Source organism: Agrobacterium sp. H141 (assembly GCF_057158725.1).
In genome coordinates this window covers 885,217-906,290 of the sequence record NZ_CM169893.1, presented here as the reverse complement: position 1 = coordinate 906,290, position 21,074 = coordinate 885,217, and the positions used below count along the sequence as shown (strand labels likewise).

Annotated in this window: 19 protein-coding genes; 16 read left to right on the top strand and 3 right to left on the bottom strand. The window is 58.3% G+C overall.

Annotated elements, in window-relative coordinates:
* The first annotated feature begins 16 nt into the window (after positions 1-16).
* The 4 genes from ACWPM9_RS04010 (at position 17) to ACWPM9_RS03995 (ending at position 4,542) form a co-directional block, all read left to right on the top strand.
* Positions 17-763 carry a FadR/GntR family transcriptional regulator gene (locus ACWPM9_RS04010; protein WP_484756837.1) on the top strand — a complete coding sequence of 249 codons (747 nt, stop codon included), beginning with the start codon at positions 17-19 and terminating at the stop codon, positions 761-763.
* Between the two features lie 87 nt (positions 764-850).
* Positions 851-2,593, top strand: a complete 1,743-nt coding sequence (araD, locus tag ACWPM9_RS04005; protein ID WP_484756836.1) for an L-arabinonate dehydratase — start codon at positions 851-853, stop codon at positions 2,591-2,593.
* Positions 2,593-3,531, top strand: coding sequence for a Gfo/Idh/MocA family protein (locus ACWPM9_RS04000; protein ID WP_484756835.1), 939 nt, complete (start codon positions 2,593-2,595; stop codon positions 3,529-3,531). Before araD ends, ACWPM9_RS04000 begins: the two co-directional genes overlap by 1 nt.
* 93 nt (positions 3,532-3,624) lie before the next feature.
* Positions 3,625-4,542 (top strand): dihydrodipicolinate synthase family protein, encoded by a 918-nt coding sequence (locus ACWPM9_RS03995; protein WP_428187655.1) that lies wholly within the window; start codon positions 3,625-3,627, stop codon positions 4,540-4,542.
* A gap of 14 nt (positions 4,543-4,556) precedes the next feature.
* Here ACWPM9_RS03995 and ACWPM9_RS03990 read toward each other — a convergent pair whose 3' ends face one another.
* Complete coding sequence (locus ACWPM9_RS03990) at positions 4,557-5,504, bottom strand: LysR family transcriptional regulator (protein ID WP_484756834.1); 948 nt, start codon at positions 5,502-5,504, stop codon at positions 4,557-4,559.
* Between the two features lie 172 nt (positions 5,505-5,676).
* Here ACWPM9_RS03990 and chvE point away from each other — a divergent pair, with 172 nt between their 5' ends.
* The 4 genes from chvE to ACWPM9_RS03970 all read left to right on the top strand — a co-directional run bounded on the left by chvE (position 5,677) and on the right by ACWPM9_RS03970 (position 10,693).
* The gene (gene chvE, locus ACWPM9_RS03985; RefSeq protein ID WP_428187653.1) at positions 5,677-6,744 is read left to right on the top strand and encodes a multiple monosaccharide ABC transporter substrate-binding protein; all 1,068 of its coding nucleotides are present in this window, start codon (positions 5,677-5,679) and stop codon (positions 6,742-6,744) included.
* A 110-nt stretch (positions 6,745-6,854) separates the two neighbouring features.
* On the top strand, positions 6,855-8,372 hold the full coding sequence (mmsA, locus tag ACWPM9_RS03980; RefSeq protein ID WP_484756833.1) for a multiple monosaccharide ABC transporter ATP-binding protein: 1,518 nt from the start codon (positions 6,855-6,857) through the stop codon (positions 8,370-8,372).
* A gap of 12 nt (positions 8,373-8,384) precedes the next feature.
* Entirely contained in the window at positions 8,385-9,626 is a 1,242-nt protein-coding gene (gene mmsB, locus ACWPM9_RS03975; RefSeq protein WP_428187651.1) for a multiple monosaccharide ABC transporter permease, read from the top strand.
* Between the two features lie 158 nt (positions 9,627-9,784).
* Positions 9,785-10,693, top strand: coding sequence for an SMP-30/gluconolactonase/LRE family protein (locus ACWPM9_RS03970; protein WP_484756832.1), 909 nt, complete (start codon positions 9,785-9,787; stop codon positions 10,691-10,693).
* A gap of 37 nt (positions 10,694-10,730) precedes the next feature.
* On the opposite strand, the gene ACWPM9_RS03965 is transcribed toward ACWPM9_RS03970, so the two are convergent.
* Positions 10,731-11,588: an amidohydrolase family protein gene (locus tag ACWPM9_RS03965; RefSeq protein WP_484756831.1), complete on the bottom strand. Its 858-nt coding sequence runs from the start codon at positions 11,586-11,588 to the stop codon at positions 10,731-10,733.
* 73 nt (positions 11,589-11,661) lie between these two features.
* Positions 11,662-12,450, bottom strand: a complete 789-nt coding sequence (locus ACWPM9_RS03960) for an IclR family transcriptional regulator (RefSeq protein ID WP_484756830.1) — start codon at positions 12,448-12,450, stop codon at positions 11,662-11,664.
* A 323-nt stretch (positions 12,451-12,773) separates the two neighbouring features.
* Between ACWPM9_RS03960 and ACWPM9_RS03955 the strand changes: the two genes are divergently transcribed.
* The 8 genes from ACWPM9_RS03955 (at position 12,774) to ACWPM9_RS03920 (ending at position 20,913) form a co-directional block, all read left to right on the top strand.
* Entirely contained in the window at positions 12,774-13,883 is a 1,110-nt protein-coding gene (locus ACWPM9_RS03955) for a mandelate racemase/muconate lactonizing enzyme family protein (protein WP_484756829.1), read from the top strand.
* Between the two features lie 11 nt (positions 13,884-13,894).
* A complete protein-coding gene (locus ACWPM9_RS03950; RefSeq protein ID WP_428187646.1) occupies positions 13,895-14,224 on the top strand; it encodes an L-rhamnose mutarotase in 330 nt (109 codons plus the stop codon).
* Positions 14,225-14,281: 57 nt separating this feature from the next.
* Positions 14,282-15,352 (top strand): Gfo/Idh/MocA family protein, encoded by a 1,071-nt coding sequence (locus ACWPM9_RS03945; RefSeq protein ID WP_484756828.1) that lies wholly within the window; start codon positions 14,282-14,284, stop codon positions 15,350-15,352.
* Between the two features lie 143 nt (positions 15,353-15,495).
* Positions 15,496-16,236: an SDR family oxidoreductase gene (locus ACWPM9_RS03940; protein WP_484756827.1), complete on the top strand. Its 741-nt coding sequence runs from the start codon at positions 15,496-15,498 to the stop codon at positions 16,234-16,236.
* 21 nt (positions 16,237-16,257) lie between these two features.
* Positions 16,258-17,100: a fumarylacetoacetate hydrolase family protein gene (locus ACWPM9_RS03935; protein WP_428187643.1), complete on the top strand. Its 843-nt coding sequence runs from the start codon at positions 16,258-16,260 to the stop codon at positions 17,098-17,100.
* Between the two features lie 22 nt (positions 17,101-17,122).
* Entirely contained in the window at positions 17,123-18,406 is a 1,284-nt protein-coding gene (locus tag ACWPM9_RS03930) for an L-fuconate dehydratase (protein WP_484756826.1), read from the top strand.
* A 182-nt stretch (positions 18,407-18,588) separates the two neighbouring features.
* Positions 18,589-19,881: a CynX/NimT family MFS transporter gene (locus tag ACWPM9_RS03925; protein WP_484756825.1), complete on the top strand. Its 1,293-nt coding sequence runs from the start codon at positions 18,589-18,591 to the stop codon at positions 19,879-19,881.
* 129 nt (positions 19,882-20,010) lie between these two features.
* Positions 20,011-20,913 (top strand): LysR family transcriptional regulator, encoded by a 903-nt coding sequence (locus ACWPM9_RS03920; protein ID WP_428187640.1) that lies wholly within the window; start codon positions 20,011-20,013, stop codon positions 20,911-20,913.
* Positions 20,914-21,074 lie beyond the last annotated feature (161 nt).

Here is a 21,074-nt window from a genome sequence, read left to right as displayed (position 1 = left end):
CCCCGACCGATCCGATGTGACGGTTCTCGGTGCCGCCGAGCGCGCCTCGCTGATTGCCGACGGCGGGAGTTCGTACAATATTGTCCACCAGATCGGGCGGGAGATCGTCAGCGGCGGCTTCCAGCCCGATATGCGTTTGCCCGACGAGCCTTCTATGCTGAAGCGCTATTCGGTATCTCGAACGGCCTTGCGTGAAGCCTATAGCAAGCTCGCCGCCAAGGGCATGATCCAGGCCCGCCCGAAAGTCGGCACCACGGTGCGACCGTCCGCTTTCTGGAATATGCTCGACCCTGAGGTTCTGGCCTGGCATCTTCAGACCAAACCATCGCTGGAGATCGCGCGGGATCTGTTTGCGTTACGCCGCATGGTCGAGCCGGCAGTTGCTGCAACGGCTGCCGAAAAGCGAAGCGAAGCGGAGCTGCGCCGGATTGCCGAAGCTTATAAAGACATGCAAGCGACCGCTCTGGTGGAAACTGAACTGGTAGAGGCCGACCTCCGCTTTCACCTCGAAATTCTCTTCGCAACGCAAAACCATTTTATTGGCGCCTTCAGCGCGCTTATTCATGCAGCCATGCTCAGCACGTTCAAACTGAGCTGGCGCGGCGCGGAAAACGCCGTCATCAAGGACGAGCGCCTCAAGCAACATGGAGAAGTTCTAGCGGCGATCAGGAAGCAGGATGCGACCTTGGCTCGCCAGCAGATGGAGAAACTTCTCGACGATTCGATCAAGGACGTCGACGAAGCTCTCTCAAAACAAGGATGAGAGGTCGCCCGCCCAAGGGGTTACCTCTCGCAACATATGGCATATTGGCTGTCCGGAGCGGTTGGCCAGATCAAGTGAGGAACGACAATGAGTTTCAAGCCCGCCGAGTGGCCGCGGAAATTGAGATCGCAGGAATGGTATGGCGGCACGTCGCGTGACACCATCTACCACCGTGGCTGGTTGAAGAACCAGGGTTACCCGAACGATCTCTTCGACGGTCGCCCCGTCATTGGCATCATGAACACCTGGTCCGACCTGACCCCGTGTAACGGCCATTTGCGCGAACTGGCCGAAAAGGTAAAGGCCGGCATCTGGGAAGCCGGTGGTTTTCCGGTTGAAGTACCTGTGTTCTCCGCGTCGGAAAACACCTTCCGCCCGACCGCGATGATGTATCGCAACCTGGCGGCCATGGCTGTTGAAGAAGCCATGCGCGGGCAGCCGATCGACGGCGCCGTTCTGCTGGTCGGTTGCGACAAGACCACCCCTTCCCTTCTCATGGGAGCAGCGTCGACAGATATTCCCTCCATCGTCGTCACCGGCGGTCCTATGCTGAACGGATATTTCCGTGGCGAACGTGTTGGTTCCGGCACCCATTTGTGGAAATTCTCCGAAGCCGTAAAGGCAGGCGAGATGTCTCAGGAAGAATTCCTCGAGGCAGAGCAGTCGATGTCGCGTAGTTCCGGCACTTGCAACACGATGGGCACAGCCTCCACCATGGCCTCCATGGCTGAAGCGCTCGGCATGGCATTGTCCGGCAACGCCGCTATTCCCGCCGTCGACAGCCGTCGTCGCGTGATCGCACAACTGTCCGGTCGCCGCATCGTGCAGATGGTCAAGGATGACCTCAAGCCGTCCGATATCATGACGAAACAGGCTTTCGAAAACGCCATCCGCACCAACGGTGCCATCGGCGGCTCGACCAACGCTGTTGTTCATCTCCTGGCAATCGCAGGCCGTCTCAAGATCGACCTCAGCCTTGACGACTGGGACCGTTGCGGTCGCGACGTTGCCACCATCGTCAACCTGATGCCATCGGGCAAATATCTGATGGAAGAATTCTTCTACGCAGGCGGTCTGCCAGTCGTCCTCAAGCGCCTTGGCGAAGCAGGTCAGCTACACAAAGACAGCATTACGGTTTCGGGCGACAGCATCTGGGAAGAAGTAAAGAACGTCACCAACCACAACGAAGACGTCATTCTGCCGCTTGAAAAGGCGTTGACGCAGCAGGGCGGCATTGCCGTGGTCAAGGGTAACCTTGCCCCCAACGGCGCGGTGCTGAAGCCATCGGCGGCCAGCCCTCATCTGTTGCAGCATCGTGGCCGCGCCGTCGTCTTCGAAGACATCGACGACTACAAGGCCAAGATCAACGACGACAATCTCGACATCGACGAGACCTGCATCATGGTCTTGAAGAACTGTGGTCCCAAGGGGTATCCGGGCATGGCCGAAGTCGGCAATATGGGCCTTCCGCCCAAGGTGCTGAAAAAGGGCATAACCGATATGGTGAGGATTTCCGATGCCCGCATGTCCGGCACGGCCTACGGCACCGTCGTTCTGCACACCTCGCCGGAAGCCGCTGTTGGCGGACCGCTGGCGGTAGTGCGCAATGGCGACATGATCGAGCTCGATGTCGCTGGACGCCGTTTGCATCTCGACATCTCCGAAGAAGAGCTGGCAGCTCGTCTTGCCGCCTGGAAGCCCAACCACGATCAGGCTCCCTCCGGTTATGAATGGCTGCATCAGCAATTCGTTGGCGGTGCCGATACCGGTGCCGACCTCGACTTCCTCAAGGGAGGCCGCGGTAGCGCCGTAGGTAAGGATTCGCACTGATGACGGAACGCAAGATCGCGCTGGTCGGCATTGGCAAGATTGCCGTCGACCAGCACATTCCTTCGATTGCCGCGTCCTCTGATTGGCAATTGGCTGCAACAGTATCGCGCAATGGCGATGTCGATGGGGTGGAAGCCTTCACCGACATCGACACCATGCTGGCCGCCCGTCCCGAGGTCGATTGCGTCTCTTTATGCCTGCCGCCGGTGCCGCGTTACGAATATGCCGTCAAGGCATTGAAAGCCGGGCGCCATGTCATGCTGGAAAAGCCACCGGGCGCGACAATTGCGGAATGCAATGCACTGACAGACATCGCCCGTGCAGCCGGTCTTTCGCTGTTTGCCACCTGGCATTCGCGCGAAGCTGACCGGGTAGCGGCCGCAAAGGCGTGGCTCGCCAAACGGAAGATCAGCCGTGTTACGACCATCTGGAAAGAGGATGTGCGCAGATGGCACCCGGGACAGGAATGGATATTCGAGCCCGGCGGGCTTGGTGTCTTCGATCCCGGCATCAATGCGCTGTCGATCCTGACCGAGATCCTTCCCGGTCCGATGCATGTGTCAGAGGCTGTTCTGGAAGTTCCGGAAAACCGCCAGACGCCGATCGCAGCATCGCTTCGCTTCTTCTATGAAGGGGCTGAGAGCGTGACTGCGGAATTCGATTGGCGTCAGGAAGGCGAGCAAACCTGGACCATTGAGGTCGAGACCGCCGATAGCACGCTGAAGCTGCTGGACGGCGGCGCCCGTATGACAATTGATGGCAAGGAACAGGGCACCACAGAGGATGCGCCGTTAAGCGGCGAATATCCACGTCTCTACAAGCAGTTCGCCGATCTGGTGAATGCTGGTGGCATAGACATGGATCTGCGCCCGCTCTTCCATGTCTCAGACGCCTTTTCTCGCGGCGAACGCAGGCTGGTCGCTGCTTTCGACTGGTGATTCCAGACACTGTCCTGGTCGTCTAAACGACCAGGAACCTCATTCGCCGGATAATACCGGCATAGCATCACGATGATTACAGGAGATATCCTTATGAAAACGCCGCTGACAGGCATCCTTCCCGTTGCCCCGACGCCATTTCTTGATGACGGTCGCGTCGACGAAGACGGCATGCGCCGCGTCCTCGATTGCATGATCGACCAGGGCGTGGATGCCATCTGCATCCTCGCCAACTATTCCGAACAGTTCGTGTTGTCCGACGAAGAGCGCGCAACGATGATGCGCGTCAGCTTGGAGCATGTCGCAGGCCGAGTTCCGGTCATTGTCACCATCAGTCACTTCGCCACGAACATTGTCGTTGAGCGCGCAAAGGCTGCCCAAAGCCTCGGCGCCTCCATGGTCATGATGATGCCACCCTATCATGGCGTTGGCATTGCACCGGCAGAAGCAGGCGTCTTCGAACATTTTCAGATGGTCAGCAATGCCATCTCCATCCCGATCATGGTACAGGATGCGCCTCTCTCCGGCGTTCAGCTCCCGGTACCACTCCTTACCCGCATGGCCAAGGAAATCGAGAACGTCAGCTACTTCAAGCTGGAAATGCCATTCGCCGCCGACAAGCTGGCGGCTCTCATCGAAGCCGGCGGCCCCGATATCATCGGCCCGTTCGACGGCGAGGAAGCGGTGACCCTTCTTGCCGATCTCGATGCCGGCGCGACCGGCACCATGACCTCCGGCCTGCAATGCGAAAAGATCCGCCCAATCGTCACGAAATACCGCTCAGGCGATGTGGCTGGTGCTCTCGAACAGTGGAAGCTCTGCCTGCCGCTGATCAACCACGAAAACCGTCAGTGCGGCCTACGGGCCTGCAAGACGGTGTTCAAGGAAGGTGGCGTCATCAAGAGCGATTATGTTCGCCATCCGCTGAAGCCAATGTCCGAGCGTACCAAGACACGCCTGCTGGACCTGTCGCGCGAACTCGATCTCATCGCGTTGAAGTGGGGCAAGTAAGACCCGACGCGACGTTATAGCCCGGGTTCACTCACCTCCCCGGCCAGACGCTGAAACACCAGGTCGCGAAGCTGAACAGCGAGCGGCCCCAGCGCCTGGTTCCGGCGGGTGATCAAGTGATACGGATTGACGATGATCTGATCATCGACATCCAGAGAAACAAGACCGCAATCGATCTTGCCAGAGCGCAAAAGGTCGGCCACTTCACGAGTGATCGGCGCGATCGCATCCGTCGATGTCAGATAAGATATCATCACCAGGAGCGAGGTCGTGTTGACGATCTCCTGGGGCAACGGGATCTGCCGCGCCATAAAGGCTTCGTCGACGGCCTGGCGCATTGGCGACTGACGAGGTTGGATAAGCCACTCATGCACCGTCAGCGCAGCGAGCGGCACCTTCTGCTGGCTGGCGAGCGGATGGTCTTTGCGAACCAGAAACTCCAAAATCTCAACCCGGCCCCTCCGAACCGTGAAAAGGCGTGCGTCAATACCTGAGGGTATGCGTGACAACACGAAGTCATATTGGCCGCGCAGCAAACCGTCGATCAACACGTCACTCGGCGCCACATCGATATGAATATCGGACAGGGCTGCGGTCTTTTTGAGTTGCTGGATTGCCGGCACCACGAATGCGACCGCACCGCCGGTAACCGCGCCGACGCGGGCAGTGCCCGCGCGTCCAAGTTCCACCGCATGCGCCTCACGCAGAGATTCTTCTAGTGTATTCAGAAGGTTATCCGCTCCGCGGGAGAGTACCTCACCCATCGCGGTGGCGATCATGCCTTTCGGATGGCGCACAAAAAGTGGGGAACCCACCGTGCGTTCAATCGAAGCCAAAAGCCGCGATGCGGCCGGTTGGGTCATGGCCAACTGTTCCGCCGCCATTGCCAACTGCCCACTGTCATGGATCGCCTGGATGAGGCGTAAATCACGAATTTGTAGTCTACTAGATAGATTTTGCATATAAGAGCTTACCAATTTTGGTATGCATATTGTCAATCAAAACAATTGAAATGCAAGTCCAACCCTATTTAACGTTGCGGCAGGATCATTAACGGATCCACAGTTGTTAGCACCTGGGTTGTCCGGAGGGAGACCGGCAGGTGCAATTTGCTAACTCGGGAGGAGTTACTCAATGAGGAATTTGATTTCCGTACTGGCCTCGCTTGCGCTCGGCGCGGGGCTTCTGTCTGCGCCGGCCTACGCGCAGGACAAGGGATCCGTCGGCATTGCAATGCCGACCAAATCATCGGCTCGCTGGATTTCAGACGGCAATTCGATGGTCGAACAGTTCAAGGCTGCCGGCTATACGACCGACCTTCAGTATGCCGAAGACGATATCCCTAACCAGCTCGCCCAGATCGAAAACATGATCACCAAGGGTGCAGACGTGCTGGTTATCGCCGCAATCGACGGCACGACACTGTCCAACGCTCTGGAAAACGCTGCCGCCGCCGGCATCAAGGTCATTGCCTATGACCGCCTGATCCGCGACAGCGGCAACGTTGACTACTACGCCACATTCGACAACTTCAAGGTTGGCGTACAGCAGGCATCCTCGCTGGTCTCTGGTCTGAAAGAACGTTTCCCCGACCAGAAGCCATGGAATGTTGAACTCTTCGGCGGTTCGCCGGACGACAACAATGCCTTCTTCTTCTACAACGGCGCCATGAGCGTTCTCCAGCCGATGATCGACTCCGGCGACATCGTCATCCAGTCCGGTCAGGTTGGCATGGACAAGGTCGGTACGCTTCGCTGGGACGGCGCAGTCGCCCAGGCCCGCATGGATAACCTGCTTTCGGCCAACTATACCAACAAGCAGGTCCACGGAGTGCTGTCCCCTTATGACGGCCTGTCCATCGGCATCCTGTCTTCGCTCAAGGGCGTAGGTTATGGTTCCGGCGACATGAAAATGCCGATCGTCACCGGTCAGGACGCAGAAGTACCTTCGGTCAAGTCGATCCTGGCTGGCGAACAGTATTCCACGGTCTTCAAGGACACGCGCGAACTTGCTCGCGTCACCGTCGGCATGGTCAATGCTCTGCTGGAAGGCACCGAGCCTGAGATCAACGACACCAAGACCTACGACAACGGCGTCAAGGTTGTCCCATCCTACCTGCTCGAGCCGGTTTCGGTCGACAAGAGCAACTGGGAAAAGATCCTGATCGACAGCGGTTACTACACCAAGGATCAGGTCCAATAAGTCTGGACATCTGACACAAGCCTCTCGCCGGCACGCCCGGCGAGAGCGCCATGCCCGGTCACGACCCGGCCACGCCATTTTCACAAAACAGAATATGTCAGAGCAACAAGATGGCCACTCTTCTCGAAATGCGGCAGATCACCAAGGAATTTCCGGGTGTCAAAGCCCTGAATCAGGTGAACCTCAAAGTCGAAGAAGGCGAAATCCATGCGATTTGCGGCGAAAACGGCGCAGGCAAATCGACATTGATGAAGGTCCTGTCCGGCGTTTATCCCGCCGGAAGTTATGACGGCGAGATCTTCTACGACGGTGCACTAGCGCAGTTCCGCAACATTCGCGACAGCGAAGATCGCGGCATCATCATCATTCACCAGGAACTGGCCCTTGTGCCGCAGCTTTCCATCGCCGAGAACATATTTCTCGGCAATGAACGGGCCGGCAAGGGTGTAATTGACTGGCACGAGACCAACCAGCGCGCGGAAGACCTGCTGGCCAAGGTTGGTCTGAGAGAGCCACCGACCACCGTCGTCGAAAAGATCGGCGTCGGCAAACAGCAGCTCGTCGAAATTGCCAAGGCGCTTTCCAAAGACGTGAAGCTTCTCATCCTGGATGAGCCGACAGCCTCGCTGCAGGAAAACGACAGCCGCAAGCTGCTGGACCTGATGCTCGAGCTGAAGGCGCAGGGCGTTACCTCCATCATCATTTCCCACAAGCTCAATGAAGTGCGCTACGTCGCCGATACCGTGACCATCATTCGTGACGGTTCGAGTGTCTCCACACTGGATGCGAAGGCAGGGCTCAGCGAAGACAAGATTGTCCACGACATGGTCGGTCGCGACATGACCAACCGTTTTCCCGAGCACAACCGAGTGCCGGCCGAAGTGCTTCTCGAAGTCAACAACTGGAATGCCTGGCATCCGGAGCACAGCGACCGGCAAGTCATCAAGAATGCCTCCTTCAATGTCCGCGCCGGCGAAGTCGTGGGCATCGCAGGCTTGATGGGTTCCGGCCGCACCGAGCTGGCCATGTCGATTTTCGGCAAGTCCTACGGCCGCAACATCTCCGGCGACGTGAAGCTCAAGGGACAACCGATCGATGTCTCCACTGTCGACCGCGCCATCAAGGCCGGCATTTCCTACGTCACGGAGGATCGCAAGTCTCTGGGCCTCGTGCTGGACGAAGACATTCGCTTCAACACCACGCTCGCCAATCTGGAAGACGTATCGTCCAACGGCGTGCTGAACCGCAACGAGGAAACCCGGATCGCCGAACAGTATCGCGAGGCACTGGCCACCCGCACGCCGTCGGTCTTCCAGAAGGTCGTCAATCTGTCTGGCGGCAATCAGCAGAAGGTTGTGCTGGCAAAGTGGCTTTTCACATCGCCGGAGGTACTGATCCTTGACGAACCGACGCGCGGCATCGATGTCGGCGCGAAATATGAAATCTACACCATCATCAATGATCTGGCCGCGCAGGGCAAAGGCGTGGTCGTGATCTCATCGGAGATGCCCGAACTGCTGGGCATGTGCGATCGAATTTACGTCATGAGCGAGGGTGCGCTAGTTGGAGAACTGACAGCCAAAGAGGCCAGTCAGGAGCGCATCATGTCTCTCATCGTCAACGAATAAGGAATAGCGGCGATGGAACTCGGTACGAGTAAGAACTCAGCAGCAGAAACACCGCGCGAAGGGATTGGCGCCTATCTCGCCTCTCACTTGCGTGAATACGGGCTTCTGCTGGCACTGATTGTCATTATGGTGTTCTTCCAGATAGTCACAGATGGCACGCTGTTGCGTGCCGTCAACGTGACCAATCTGCTGCTGCAGAACAGCTACATCATCATCATGGCGCTCGGCATGTTGATTGTCATCGTGTCGGGCAATATCGACCTTTCGGTCGGTTCTGTGATGGGTTTTGTCGGCGCGCTCGCAGCGGTCATGATCGTCAATTACCACTTGCCGGTTCTGCTCACCATCGTGGTCTGCCTTGTTGTCGGCGGTGTTATTGGCGCCGCGCAGGGCTATTGGGTGGCCTATTGGCGCATCCCCTCTTTCATCGTCACGCTTGCCGGCATGCTTGTCTTCCGCGGTTTGTCGCTATGGCTGCTGGCGGGCCAGTCCGTCGGCCCCTTCCCGAGCGAATTCCAGCTTCTGGCGAACGGCTTCGTTCCCGACATCTTTCCTGCTGGCATTGGCGCGGCACTGGCCGAGGTGTTCGACGCCCGCAAAGTCAATGTGCTGGCGCTCGCAGCCGGTGTCGTCACCGCCGCCACCATTTTGTGGATGGGCATGCGCCAGCGTTCCCGCAACAAGGCATATGGCATCGAGGATGAACCCGGCGTTTTCTTCGTCGCCCGCAACCTGATCGTCGCAGCGGCCCTGATCTTCATCACCTATAAGCTGTCGACATTCCGCGGTTTGCCGAACGTTCTGATCACCATGGGCGTGCTGACGGTCATTTATGCCTTCATCACCTCCAGCACCGTGATCGGTCGCCGCGTCTACGCGCTTGGCGGCAACGAAAAGGCAGCCAAGCTGTCCGGCATCAAGACCGAACGGCTGACATTCCTTGCCTTCGCCAATATGGGCGTGCTGGCCGCAGCGGCAGGCCTGGTCTTCGCAGCGCGCTTGAACACGGCAACACCGAAAGCGGGCTTTGCGCTCGAACTCGACGTAATCGCGGCCGTCTTCATCGGCGGCGCTTCGATGTCCGGTGGCGTCGGCACAATCATCGGCGCCGTCGTCGGTGCATTCCTCATGGGCGTGCTGAACAACGGCATGTCGATCATGGGCATCGGTATCGACTACCAGCAGATGATCAAGGGCCTGGTTCTGCTCGCAGCCGTCATTTTCGACGTCTACAACAAGAACAAGCAAAGATAACGCGCCTATCCCATACGAAGGAGCGAACAAAAGACGGCTCCCGTTGACGCGCAGCATACATACTAATAAGCAGGCTGCGCTAAGACGGGAATGCCGGAGACGAAGCACGAAGTGTTTGCAGTCTGGGCGCCAACTCAGCCTGCGGGAGGAGAGACATCGTGACCATCATCACCGCCAATACACACAAGCTGCCGGCCCCGTCCTGCCACCTTGGCGAAGGGCCGTCCTATGACGTCTCGACAGACACGGCTTTCTGGTTCGACATTACCGGCAAGACGCTGTGGGAGCACCGTTTCGAAACCGGAGAGATAATTTCCCACGATCTGCCGGTCATGGCGTCTGTCCTTGCGCGCGTCGATGACGACCGTCAGTTGATGGCTGCGGAAGACGGCATCTATCTTCGTATGCGTTCAACCGGCGCCTTGTCCTTGCTGACGCCCATGGAAGCAGACAATCCCGGCAATCGCTCCAATGACGGGCGCGTCCACCCGTCCGGCAAGTTGTGGATCGGGACCATGGGAAAGAATGCCGAATGGCAGGCTGGCACCATCTATATCTTCGATGGGCAGGATCTGAAGCCGATCGTGCGCAAGGTCACCATTCCCAATTCCATCTGCTTCTCCCCCGATGGCCGAACAGGCTATTATTCAGACACCGCGATCAACACCGTCTGGCGCATTCCGCTCGATCCGCAGACCGGCATGCCGATCGGAGAGCCGGAGATATTCCTGCAGGAACCCAGCCTGCCGCTCGGTGGGCATTACGATGGCTCGGTCGTCGACGCAAATGGAGTGCTGTGGAATGCTGCCTGGGGTGGTGGCTCGGTATCCGGATTTGCACCGGACGGAACTCTTGTCGGCACTTACGAATTGCAGGCAGCCCAGACAAGCTGCCCCTGCTTCGTCGGCAAGAAACTGGACAAGATGCTGGTGACGAGCGCATGGCAGGGCTACAGCGATGCGCAACGCGCAGCAGATCCAGGTGCCGGCTTCACTTATATGATCGACGGCGGCTTCAAGGGACTTGCCGATTCCAGCTTCAAGCTTTTGCAGGAAGCCCGAGCCTAATTGCGAAGGCACATTCTGAAAACGCCAAAGGCCGCGATCAAGACGCGGCCTTGATCTCTTTTGGCAATTTCCAGATGCGCATGGCGTTGCCGGAGAGCACGCAAGCCTTGTCCTCAAGACTGACACCAGAGAGAAGCGCGTGGGTGGCGCCGATCCATGTGGAAAGCCCGCCGCCGAGTGTGCACACCGGCCAGTCGCTGCCCCAGACCATACGGTCAAAGCCGAAGCTTTCTGTGACGTGGGAGAAGTAAGGTTTGAGATCCTCCAGCGTCCAGTCATCCGCGCCATAGGCTGCAATGCCCGAGAGCTTTACCGTCACGTTCTTACGCTGTGCAATTTCCGCGAGGGGTTTCTTCCAGACGTAGAAAGCGCCACTCTTTATATCCGGTACGCCGCAATGATCGAGGATGAAGGACACATCCGGCGCCAGATCGACAAGAGCAATTGCCTTGTCCAGCTGATGTGGTTTGACGCAAAGGTCGAAGGTTAATCCGGTACCGGCGAGACGTTTGATGTTCTCACGAAAAAGCGCGCCTTCCGACAGGTCGTCGGGCATCACATGCAGAACGCGGCGGAACCCTTTGATGAAAGGGTTGGCCTGCTGTCGAAGCAGGTAGTCGGCAAATCCATCCTCTTCAGGACGACACGCAGCAATGGTACCGCGCAACAGGCATCCATCTTCACCGGCAATCCCGCCGATCACCACAGTCTCGGCCTCGATCTGTTCGGGTGCGACATCCACCTCCATGTGCAGCGCTGCGGCGACACCCAGCCGCCGCGCCTCCCGATGATAGATGTCATAGGTGAAATCGGCATCAAGTGGCGGCACATCCGCGAGCCAGGGGTAGGACAGACGGTCGCGGTAGATGAGGTGAAGATGGGTATCGATAATCATGCGGCTTCCTCCAGGCGCGGCGAAACTGCCACAGAAAAATCAGCTATTCAAATACGAACTGACATCGTCTTCGTCATGCATTCGTGCCGAAATTCGATCCGGTCATTTCCGAGAGCTTGCGTGTGGTCTGGGAAACCAGCTGGATCGCTGTGGTGATGTCCGGTGCGCCAGGTGAATTGATCAGGGTGATATAGGGCACGGTCACAGCGGCAACCGCCTTGCCATCGGCTCCCAGAACAGGCGCAGACAGATTGATCACACCCGCCGTCTGCGCACTCGGCATCATCTCGTATCCGCGTTCGCGGATCTGATCGAGGCGGGCAATAAATTCGGGCGTGATATGGTGCTGATCGCCGCTGTCTCCCAGGTTTTCGGCAATCATCATCTCCCGCTCTTCCCTGGAACGGAATGCAAGCAGAACATGTCCTGACCCGGTATCGAAAAGGCTGATGCGTGAACCGACACGGATGGAAATGCCCCAGTATCCGGGCGCCTCCTGCTGGGCAATGACAACCGGATAACCGCGATCAAAGACACAAAGCTGATTGGCCTGGCGAGAGGCTTCAGCCAGATCCCGCATCAACGGCACAGCAAAGGACACCAGTCTGCGCACCGGCGCATGGAGTTGTGCAAGGCCGAAGAGCTTTAGCGTCAAAGTAAAACGGTCCCCATCGATACGGGTGACATAGCCGCGGCGAACAAGCCGGTCGAGCATGCGGTAAAATTCGTTCGGACTGCGATCAAGCCGCTTGGCGATCTCCGCCTGCGTCAGCCCGCCGTCGACAGCCGCCAGAAGCTCCAGAATATCCAGCCCCTTGTCCAGTGCTGGGGCGCGGTAGCGGTCGTTGTCATCATCCGTCAAGGGAGATGTCCTTCAGTGAATAATCTGCTTCATATACGCAGAACTCGGGTCTCTCATCAACCTGAGCTTGACGACCAATGAATAAAGAGTTTGTATATGAATATACGCCTCCTTCATGAGGCCAGTGCATAGTGATTTGGGAGGAAATCATGAACCGCTTGATGACCGGCGTCACAGCCGGCCTATTGTCGTGAGCTCGCTCAGCCAGCACCCCCGCTGCAATGTCAGTGGATTTCATACCGACCCCATCGCGCTAATGCGCGAAGGCCCACGGCATCTCGTTGTCTGTGAGAATGCAGACGTGACGTCATTCGGGAGGTGAGATGGCCAAGATCGAGCGCATTGAAATCCGCATGGTAGACCTGAAACCGAAGGTCGTCCGCACCGACGCGATCCAGAGTTTCGTCAGCCAGGAAACGCCGCTTGTGACGATTACCGACAGCGACGGCGCAACCGGCACCGGCTACAGCTATACCATCGGCACCGGTGGTTCATCGGTGATGCGGCTTCTCGCCGATCACCTCGTGCCGCGCCTGATCGGCAAGGATGCAGACCAGATCGAGGCCATCTGGCACGAGCTTGAATTTGCCACCCATGCAACCACCATTGGCGCCATCACCTCCATTGCGCTGGCGGCCATCGATACCGCACTGTGGGACCTGCGCGCCCGCAAGCAAGATATCCCGCTGTGGAAACTGGCCGGTGGTGCCAGGGATCGCTGCGCGCTCTACACCACCGAGGGCGGCTGGCTTCATATCCCCACCGAAGCACTGGTCGAGGATGCCCTGGAAGCAAAGGCCAAGGGCTTCAAAGGCTCCAAGGTCAAGATCGGCAAACCGCATGGCGCTGATGACGTTGCCCGTCTTTCGGCCGTGCGCAAGGCTGTCGGAGACGGCTACGAGATCATGACCGATGCCAATCAGGGCTTTACGATAGACGAGGCCATCCGACGTGCAGACCGCCTGCGCGACCTTGATCTGGCTTGGCTGGAGGAGCCGATTGCCGCCGATGATATCGACGGACACGTGCGTCTGAACCGTTCGACCTCGACACCGGTCGCCGTCGGCGAATCACTCTATTCCATCCGCCACTTCCGCGAATACATGCAGAAGGGTGCCTGTTCGATCGTGCAGGTGGATGCAGGTCGCATCGGCGGCATTACACCCTGGTTGAAGGTCGCGCATACAGCAGAGGCCTTCGATATGCCGATCTGCCCGCACTTCCTCATGGAGCTGCATGTCAGCCTTACCTGCGCCGTACCGAACGGCAAATATGTCGAATATATTCCGCAACTCGACGACATCACGACATCCAGGCTGGTGATCGAAAACGGAATGGCACTCGCCCCTTCCACACCCGGCCTCGGCATCGAGTGGGACTGGGATGCGATTGCAAAACGCTCGATCCCGGAATTCAACCGGGACATTCATTAAGGGAGAAAGTGATGCAGCGCATCGGGATGGTGATCGGCGTAAGGCCGGAAAAAATCGAAGAGTATAAGAGACTGCATGCGGATGTGTGGCCCGAGGTACTGGCGATGATCTCGGCCTGCAACATCAAGAACTATTCGATCTTCCTGAAAGAGCCGGAAAACCTGCTCTTCTCGTTCTTCGAATATCACGGCACCGACTACGACGCCGATATGGCAAAGATGGCTGCCGACCCGAAAACCCAGGAATGGTGGTCAGTCTGTATCCCCTGTCAGGAAGCACTATCGACGCGCCAGAATGGCGAGTGGTGGGCTCGGATGCCGGAGGTATTTTTCCATGAGTGACTCCATCCGACGTCTGGAAAGCCAGACGGTCCCATGCTCCCATGATCGAGATGCCAAATGACCTTTGACCCGACCACCCTCACCCAAGCCTGGTCGCTGCCCACGAGCCCGCGCCCAATCGTCACCTTCGGCGCTGGCTCGATCGTCAGCGATGCCCATTTTCCGGCGTACCGAAAAGGCGGATTTCCAATTGCTGGACTCTATGATCCGGATTTCGATAAGGCCAAAGCACTGGCAGACACGTGGGATGTGACTGCCTACAAAACAGTGGAAGAAGCCGTATCCGTCAAAGACGCTGTTTTTGACCTCGCAATTCCCCCCGCGGCTCATGCCAGAGTGTTATCTGCCCTACCCGACGGCGCACCTGTTCTGGTCCAGAAGCCAATGGGAGCGGATATTGCTGCTGCCACCGAAATCCTGACGACCTGCCGCAACAAGAAGCTCAAGGCAGCCGTCAATTTCCAGCTACGCTTCGCCCCGATGATGCTGGCGCTGAAGGACGCGATTGCCAAGGGCATGCTCGGAGAAGTCGTCGATTTCGACGTTTATCTGGCCCTCGACACACCCTGGTCGCTCTGGGCATTTCTCGAAGGCTTGCCGCGTATCGAAATCGCCATGCATTCGATCCATTATCTCGACGTGATCCGCCAGGTGCTGGGAGATCCGGCGGGTGTGCATGCGAAATCGATTGGTCATCCCAACCACGAGATGGCGCAGACGCGCACGACAGCGATCCTGGATTATGGTGAGCGCGTACGCTGCGCAGTGTCGATCAATCACGATCACAAGTTTGGCCGGCGCCATCAAGCCTGCGAATTCCGCGTGTCCGGCACGCAAGGTGCAGCCTATGTGCAACTCGGCGTCAACCTGGACTATCCCCGCGGCGAGCCGGACATTCTCGAGATTTACCCCAAAGACGGATCCGAGTGGGTCACTGTGCCACTTAATGGCACTTGGTTCCCGGATGCCTTTGTCGGTCGCATGGCAAACCTGCAGCGCTTTGCCAACGGAGAAGACAGCGAGCTTGTCTCTTCTGTCGAGGACGCCTGGATGACCATGGCGCTGGTCGAGGCGCTTTACGAATCGAGCGCTGCACCGGCCACCCCCCTTGCGGCACGGCCGTCATGAAGACGGTCGCAGAGAGTATTATTCGCGGAAAACAGGTCACAAATTGGCGGAAATGCGCTTGTGCGGATGGCCGATCACATTCAAATTATCGTCCGTCACCCCTAGTGGTCTGACAACATGACAACCCAGGAGGAAATACCATTATGGCTTCTCTCGTGAAGAAGAAAGTCGTGGTGACTGCCGCCGGTCAGGGCATTGGCAAGGCGAGCGCCTTGGCATTTGCCGCAGCCGGCGCAACTGTGTTGGCAACCGATATCAACGAGGCAGCGCTGGAAAGTCTTGCCGAGGACGCCGGTTCAGCATCGATCCAAACCGCAAAGCTCAATGTGCTGGACGGCGACGAAGTCCAGAGCGTCATACAGGCCTTCGGCGACGTCGACGTGCTGTTCAATTGCGCGGGCGTCGTCCACGGCGGCACCGTGCTCGATATGGACGACAAGGATCTCGACTTCGCCTTTGAGCTCAATGTTCGCGCCATGATGCGCACCATTCGCGCGGTGCTGCCCGGCATGATCGCCCGTGGTGACGGATCGATCATCAACATGGCATCCGTGGCATCCAGCACCAAGGGCGTACCGAACCGTTGCGCCTATACCGTCACCAAGGCTGCCGTCATCGGCCTCACCAAATCCGTTGCCGCCGACTATGTGACACAGGGCATCCGATGCAACGCAATCTGCCCCGGCACGGTAGAAAGCCCGTCGCTGCAGGAACGCATGCGCGCCCAGGGTGACTATGACACCGCCCGCGCAGCCTTCATTGCACGCCAGCCCATGGGCCGTCTTGGCACACCGGAAGAGATCGCAGATCTCGCGGTCTATCTCGCCGGCGCCACCTATACGTCCGGCCAAGCCTATGCCATCGACGGCGGCTGGACCATCTGACACTTCGAAAGGAATACTCTTATGAAACTCATGCGCGTAGGCCCGCTCGGCCAGGAAAAGCCTGCACTCCTCGATGCCGACGGCAAGATCCGCGATCTTTCCGCTCACGTTGACGATATTGGCGGCACCGCGATTTCGCCGGAAGGTCTGGCAAAGATTGCAGCACTCGATCCCAAGTCGCTGCCAGAACTGACCGAAGACCGCATCGGCGCCTGCGTCGCCGGCACCGGTAAGTTCATTTGCATCGGCCTCAACTATTCCGACCACGCTGCCGAAACGGGCGCGACCGTTCCGCCAGAACCGGTGATCTTCATGAAGGCCACCTCCGCCATTTGCGGACCGAATGATGACGTGCTGATCCCGCGCGGCTCGGAAAAGACCGACTGGGAAGTCGAGCTTGGCGTCGTGATCGGCAAGACAGCCAAATATGTATCTGAAGCTGACGCTCTGGATTATGTCGCCGGTTACTGCGTCTCGCATGACGTCTCGGAGCGCGGCTTCCAGACCGAGCGCGCCGGACAGTGGACCAAGGGCAAGTCCTGCGACACGTTCGGCCCCATCGGCCCATGGCTGGTGACCAAGGACGAGATTGCCGATCCGCTGAACCTGGGCATGTGGCTGACGGTCAATGGCGAAAAGATGCAGGACGGATCGTCGAAGACCATGGTCTATGGCATTGCCCACGTCGTCTCCTATCTATCGCAGTTCATGTCCCTGCAGCCGGGCGACGTCATCTCCACCGGCACACCTCCGGGCGTCGGCATGGGCATGAAACCACAGCGCTACCTCAAGGCCGGCGACGTCGTCGAACTCGGTATCGAAGGCTTGGGCACCCAGAAGCAGACCTTCCGGGCCGACAGCTAACCCACGCGCCAGAGCGAGCAACATGACGAAGATCACAAGTCTGCAGGCACTAGACCTGCGCTTTCCGACCTCCCAGAGCCTTGATGGCTCCGATGCGATGAACCCGGATCCGGACTATTCGGCTGCCTATGTTATTCTGGGCTCGGACAAGGACGGTATCGAAGGCCACGGCCTGACATTCACCATCGGACGCGGCAACGAAATCTGCTGCGCGGCCATCCGGGCTTTGGAGCATCTCGTCGTGGGGCTCGATCTGGCATGGGTCAAGGAAAATCCAGGCCGCTTCTGGCGCCACATCACCGGTGACAGCCAGTTGCGCTGGATCGGTCCGGACAAGGGTGCCATGCATCTGGCAATAGGTGCCGTCGTCAACGCCGTCTGGGACATGCTGGCCAAGGAAGCCGGTAAACCGGTCTGGCGTCTCGTCGCCGACATGACCCCGGAAGAAATCGTCTCCATTGTCGACTTCCGCTACCTGACCGATGCCCTGACCCCGGACGAGGCGCTAGCGATCCTGAAGAAAGCCGAGCCCGGAAAGGCGGAGCGCATAGCCATCCTCGAAAGGGAAGGCTATGCCTGCTACACGACCTCGGCTGGCTGGCTTGGCTATGACGACGAAAAGCTGCGCCGTCTTTGCCAGGAAGCGGTCGACCAGGGTTTTACCCACATCAAGATGAAAGTAGGCCGCGACCTCGAAGACGACAAACGCCGTCTGCGCATCGCCCGCGAAGTGATTGGCGACGACCGCTATATGATGATCGATGCCAATCAGGTCTGGGATGTCGGTGTGGCCATCGACTGGATCAGGGAGCTTTCGGCCTACAAACCCTTCTTCATCGAAGAGCCGACCAGCCCCGATGACATTGCCGGCCACAAGGCAATTCGCGACGCGGTCGCGCCGGTCAAGGTGGCAACCGGCGAGATGTGCCAGAACCGCATCGTCTTCAAGCAGATGATCGCAGGCGGCGCCATCGACATCGTGCAGATAGACAGCTGCCGCATGGGCGGGCTGAACGAGGTACTGGCCGTTCTGCTGATGGCCGCCAAATACGGCCTTCCCGTCTGGCCCCATGCCGGCGGCGTCGGCCTATGCGAATATGTGCAGCATCTGTCGATGATCGACTATGTCGCGGTATCGGGCACCAAGGACGGTCGCGTGATCGAATTCGTCGACCACCTGCATGAACACTTCATCGATCCCTGTGTAATCCGGAATGCGGCCTATATGCCGCCGTCGCTTCCGGGCTTCTCGATCCAGATGAAGGAGGAGTCCATCAAGACATACGAGTTCAAAGGCCAAGCCTGACCACTAGCCATCAACCTTCCAACCGCTTTCCCCGCAGACTGGGCCCGCTTGATTGCGGGCTCTTTTTTGGGTGCTTGGTTTACCAGCGACTCCGGCTTGGCTATTCATTTATGCATCCGATGCGTTGGCGAATGCGAAATGGACGCTCCGAGCCCGACAAATATCAACGACCTGAAATCGTCATGAAAGAGCAGGAGAGTCCGACAAGTGGCATTTTTGAAGAAGCTTCCAGACAGTGGATCGACGATGAAGCCAAGTCGCCGACCGGAATAGTGGTGAGACAGAGTCCAATCGCCCGTTTCATCCTTGGCCTCAGCCTCGTCCTGATCGCCTTCAATCTGCGCCCGCTGTTTTCCAGCGCTTCGGCGCTGCTTCCCGAGATTATAACCGCTTTCGATCTGACGCCGTTCAGCGCAGGTATCCTGACCACACTGCCGGTCCTTTGCCTCGGCCTGTTCTCGCCGCTGGCACCCCGGTTCGCCCAGCGCTTTGGCACCGAGAGAACATTGCTCGGCGTCATGCTCTTGATTTGTCTTGGCACTGCCTTTCGCGGAATGAACTCGCTTTCGCTTCTTTATGTGGGAACGGCACTGGCAGGCGCCTGTATTGCCGTTGGCAATGTCTTGCTGCCTGGTCTGGTCAAACGCGACTTCCCCCATCATGCCGCGCTGATGACGGGTTTCTACACGATGGCGCTGTGTGCGGGTGCTGCGGCTGCAGCCGGCATTACGCTTCCGCTCGAACACGCCCTCGACGGGTCGCTGTCTGGAGCGCTGGCAATCTGGGGTCTTCCGGCGCTGATCGTCGCCGCCATCTGGCTGCCGCAGGTTTTGCGCGTGGGCGATCAGGCGCGTCGTAACAATGTCCGGGTCGAAGGGCTTTGGCGCGATCGTACCGCCTGGCATGTGACCCTGTTCATGGGTCTGCAATCGGCTTTGGCCTATTGCGTATTTGGTTGGCTGGTCCCGATCTTGCGCGCACGCGGCATCGATGGCGTGACTGCCGGTGCTGTGGTGTCAATCTCGGTTATGGTGCAGGCAGGCGCCTGTCTTATTGCTCCGCACCTTGCTGTCCGCGGCAAGGATCAGCGCCTCATCAACACCACGCTTTGCATCATTTCCGTGACGGCGCTCATCGGCATGCTGTTTGCGCCGCTATGGTCGATATGGCTCTGGGCCATCATGCAGGGCATAGGCCAGGGCGGCCTGATTGCGGTTGCCATGACCATGATCGTCTTGCGCTCGCGTGATTCCCATGTGGCAGCGCATCTGTCCGGCATGGTCCAATGCATTGGCTATATACTCGCAGCCATCGGGCCCTTGATTGTCGGACTGATCCGCGACTGGACCGGCGGGTTTGAATGGTGCGCCTTACTCTTCCTGTTTCTCGGCTCGGGCGTGGCATTCAACGGCTGGTTTGCAGGCAAATCGGTCTTCGTCAATGCCAGGTCAATAGAGGCCGAAAGAAAGCCTTAGCCACGAGATCCATTGAAAGCCGATCTTCCCGTTTGCAGTTCGAAGCAACTGCAACTACCGTCCCCACCCGGGAGGTGGGCCAACGGCACCCATACTGAATTCGCCTTAACAGACGGATACCGACGCGACATGCATATTCGAGCACTTCTCTATTTCGACGAACTGGTCCGCACTCGCTCGATCCGCGCTGCCGCCGAACGGTTGAACATACAGCCAACAGCATTGTCGCGCCGCATAGATCAACTGGAACATCACTTCGGCACCCCATTGTTGGAGCGGTCCAGTCGCGGCGTACGCCTGACCGCCGCCGGAGAACTGCTGGCGGATCGAGCGGGCAAGACGTTGCGCGAACTCGATCACGTGCGCCAGCTGATCGACGATCTCGAAGGCATGAAGCGCGGCAATGTGAGCATCTATGCCAGCGGAGCAACCGTCGCCAATCTGCTGGCACCGGCCCTCGCCGAATTCAGCCTTAAATTCCCGGCCATCCGTTTTACAGTGACGATTGCAAGCGCCCGCGAAACCGTCGACGCCTTGGCAAGCGCATCCGCCGATATCGCAGTCACTCTCTTTTCCAAACAGTCTTCCGACACCAAGGTGAGGCTGCGCGCAGAAGTGGTTTATGACGTCATCGCGGCAACCCACCATCCGGCGGCGCGTTTCAAGGAACTGACTGTCGCCGAACTGTCGTCCTTCCCCCTTGCCGTACCCGATCAGTCCTTCGGCGCACGACAAGCCTTCGATACTCTGTTCCGTTCCGCCGGACAAACTCTCGACCCGGTCTTCGTCACGTCCTCCCTGGAAATGCAAAAGGAACTGGTCCTGCGCGGCGCAGCCGTCACACTTTTGCCGGCGCTGACTGTATTGCGCGAGTGCCGCTCCGGCCAATTGGCTGCTATCCCTCTGGCAGACGGCAAGTCGGTACGCTCGTATGTCGACCTGTGCGTGGCCGCGGATCGACAGCTATCTTTCGCGGCAGCAAAGCTGCTGGATGCAATTGACCGCTTCATGCGCGAGGAGCTGGGTCGATGAGTGCATGTATTTTCGCATCACAGAGAACACAAAATTCGCAATTGTGTGGTCAGCAGAAAACTGCCAGTCTTTTCGCAAATGCGTTATCCGGTGTTACACCGTCACAATGAAAACGCTGAACAAGGGGAATATCGAGATGACCTTTCTGCCTCCCATGGGCA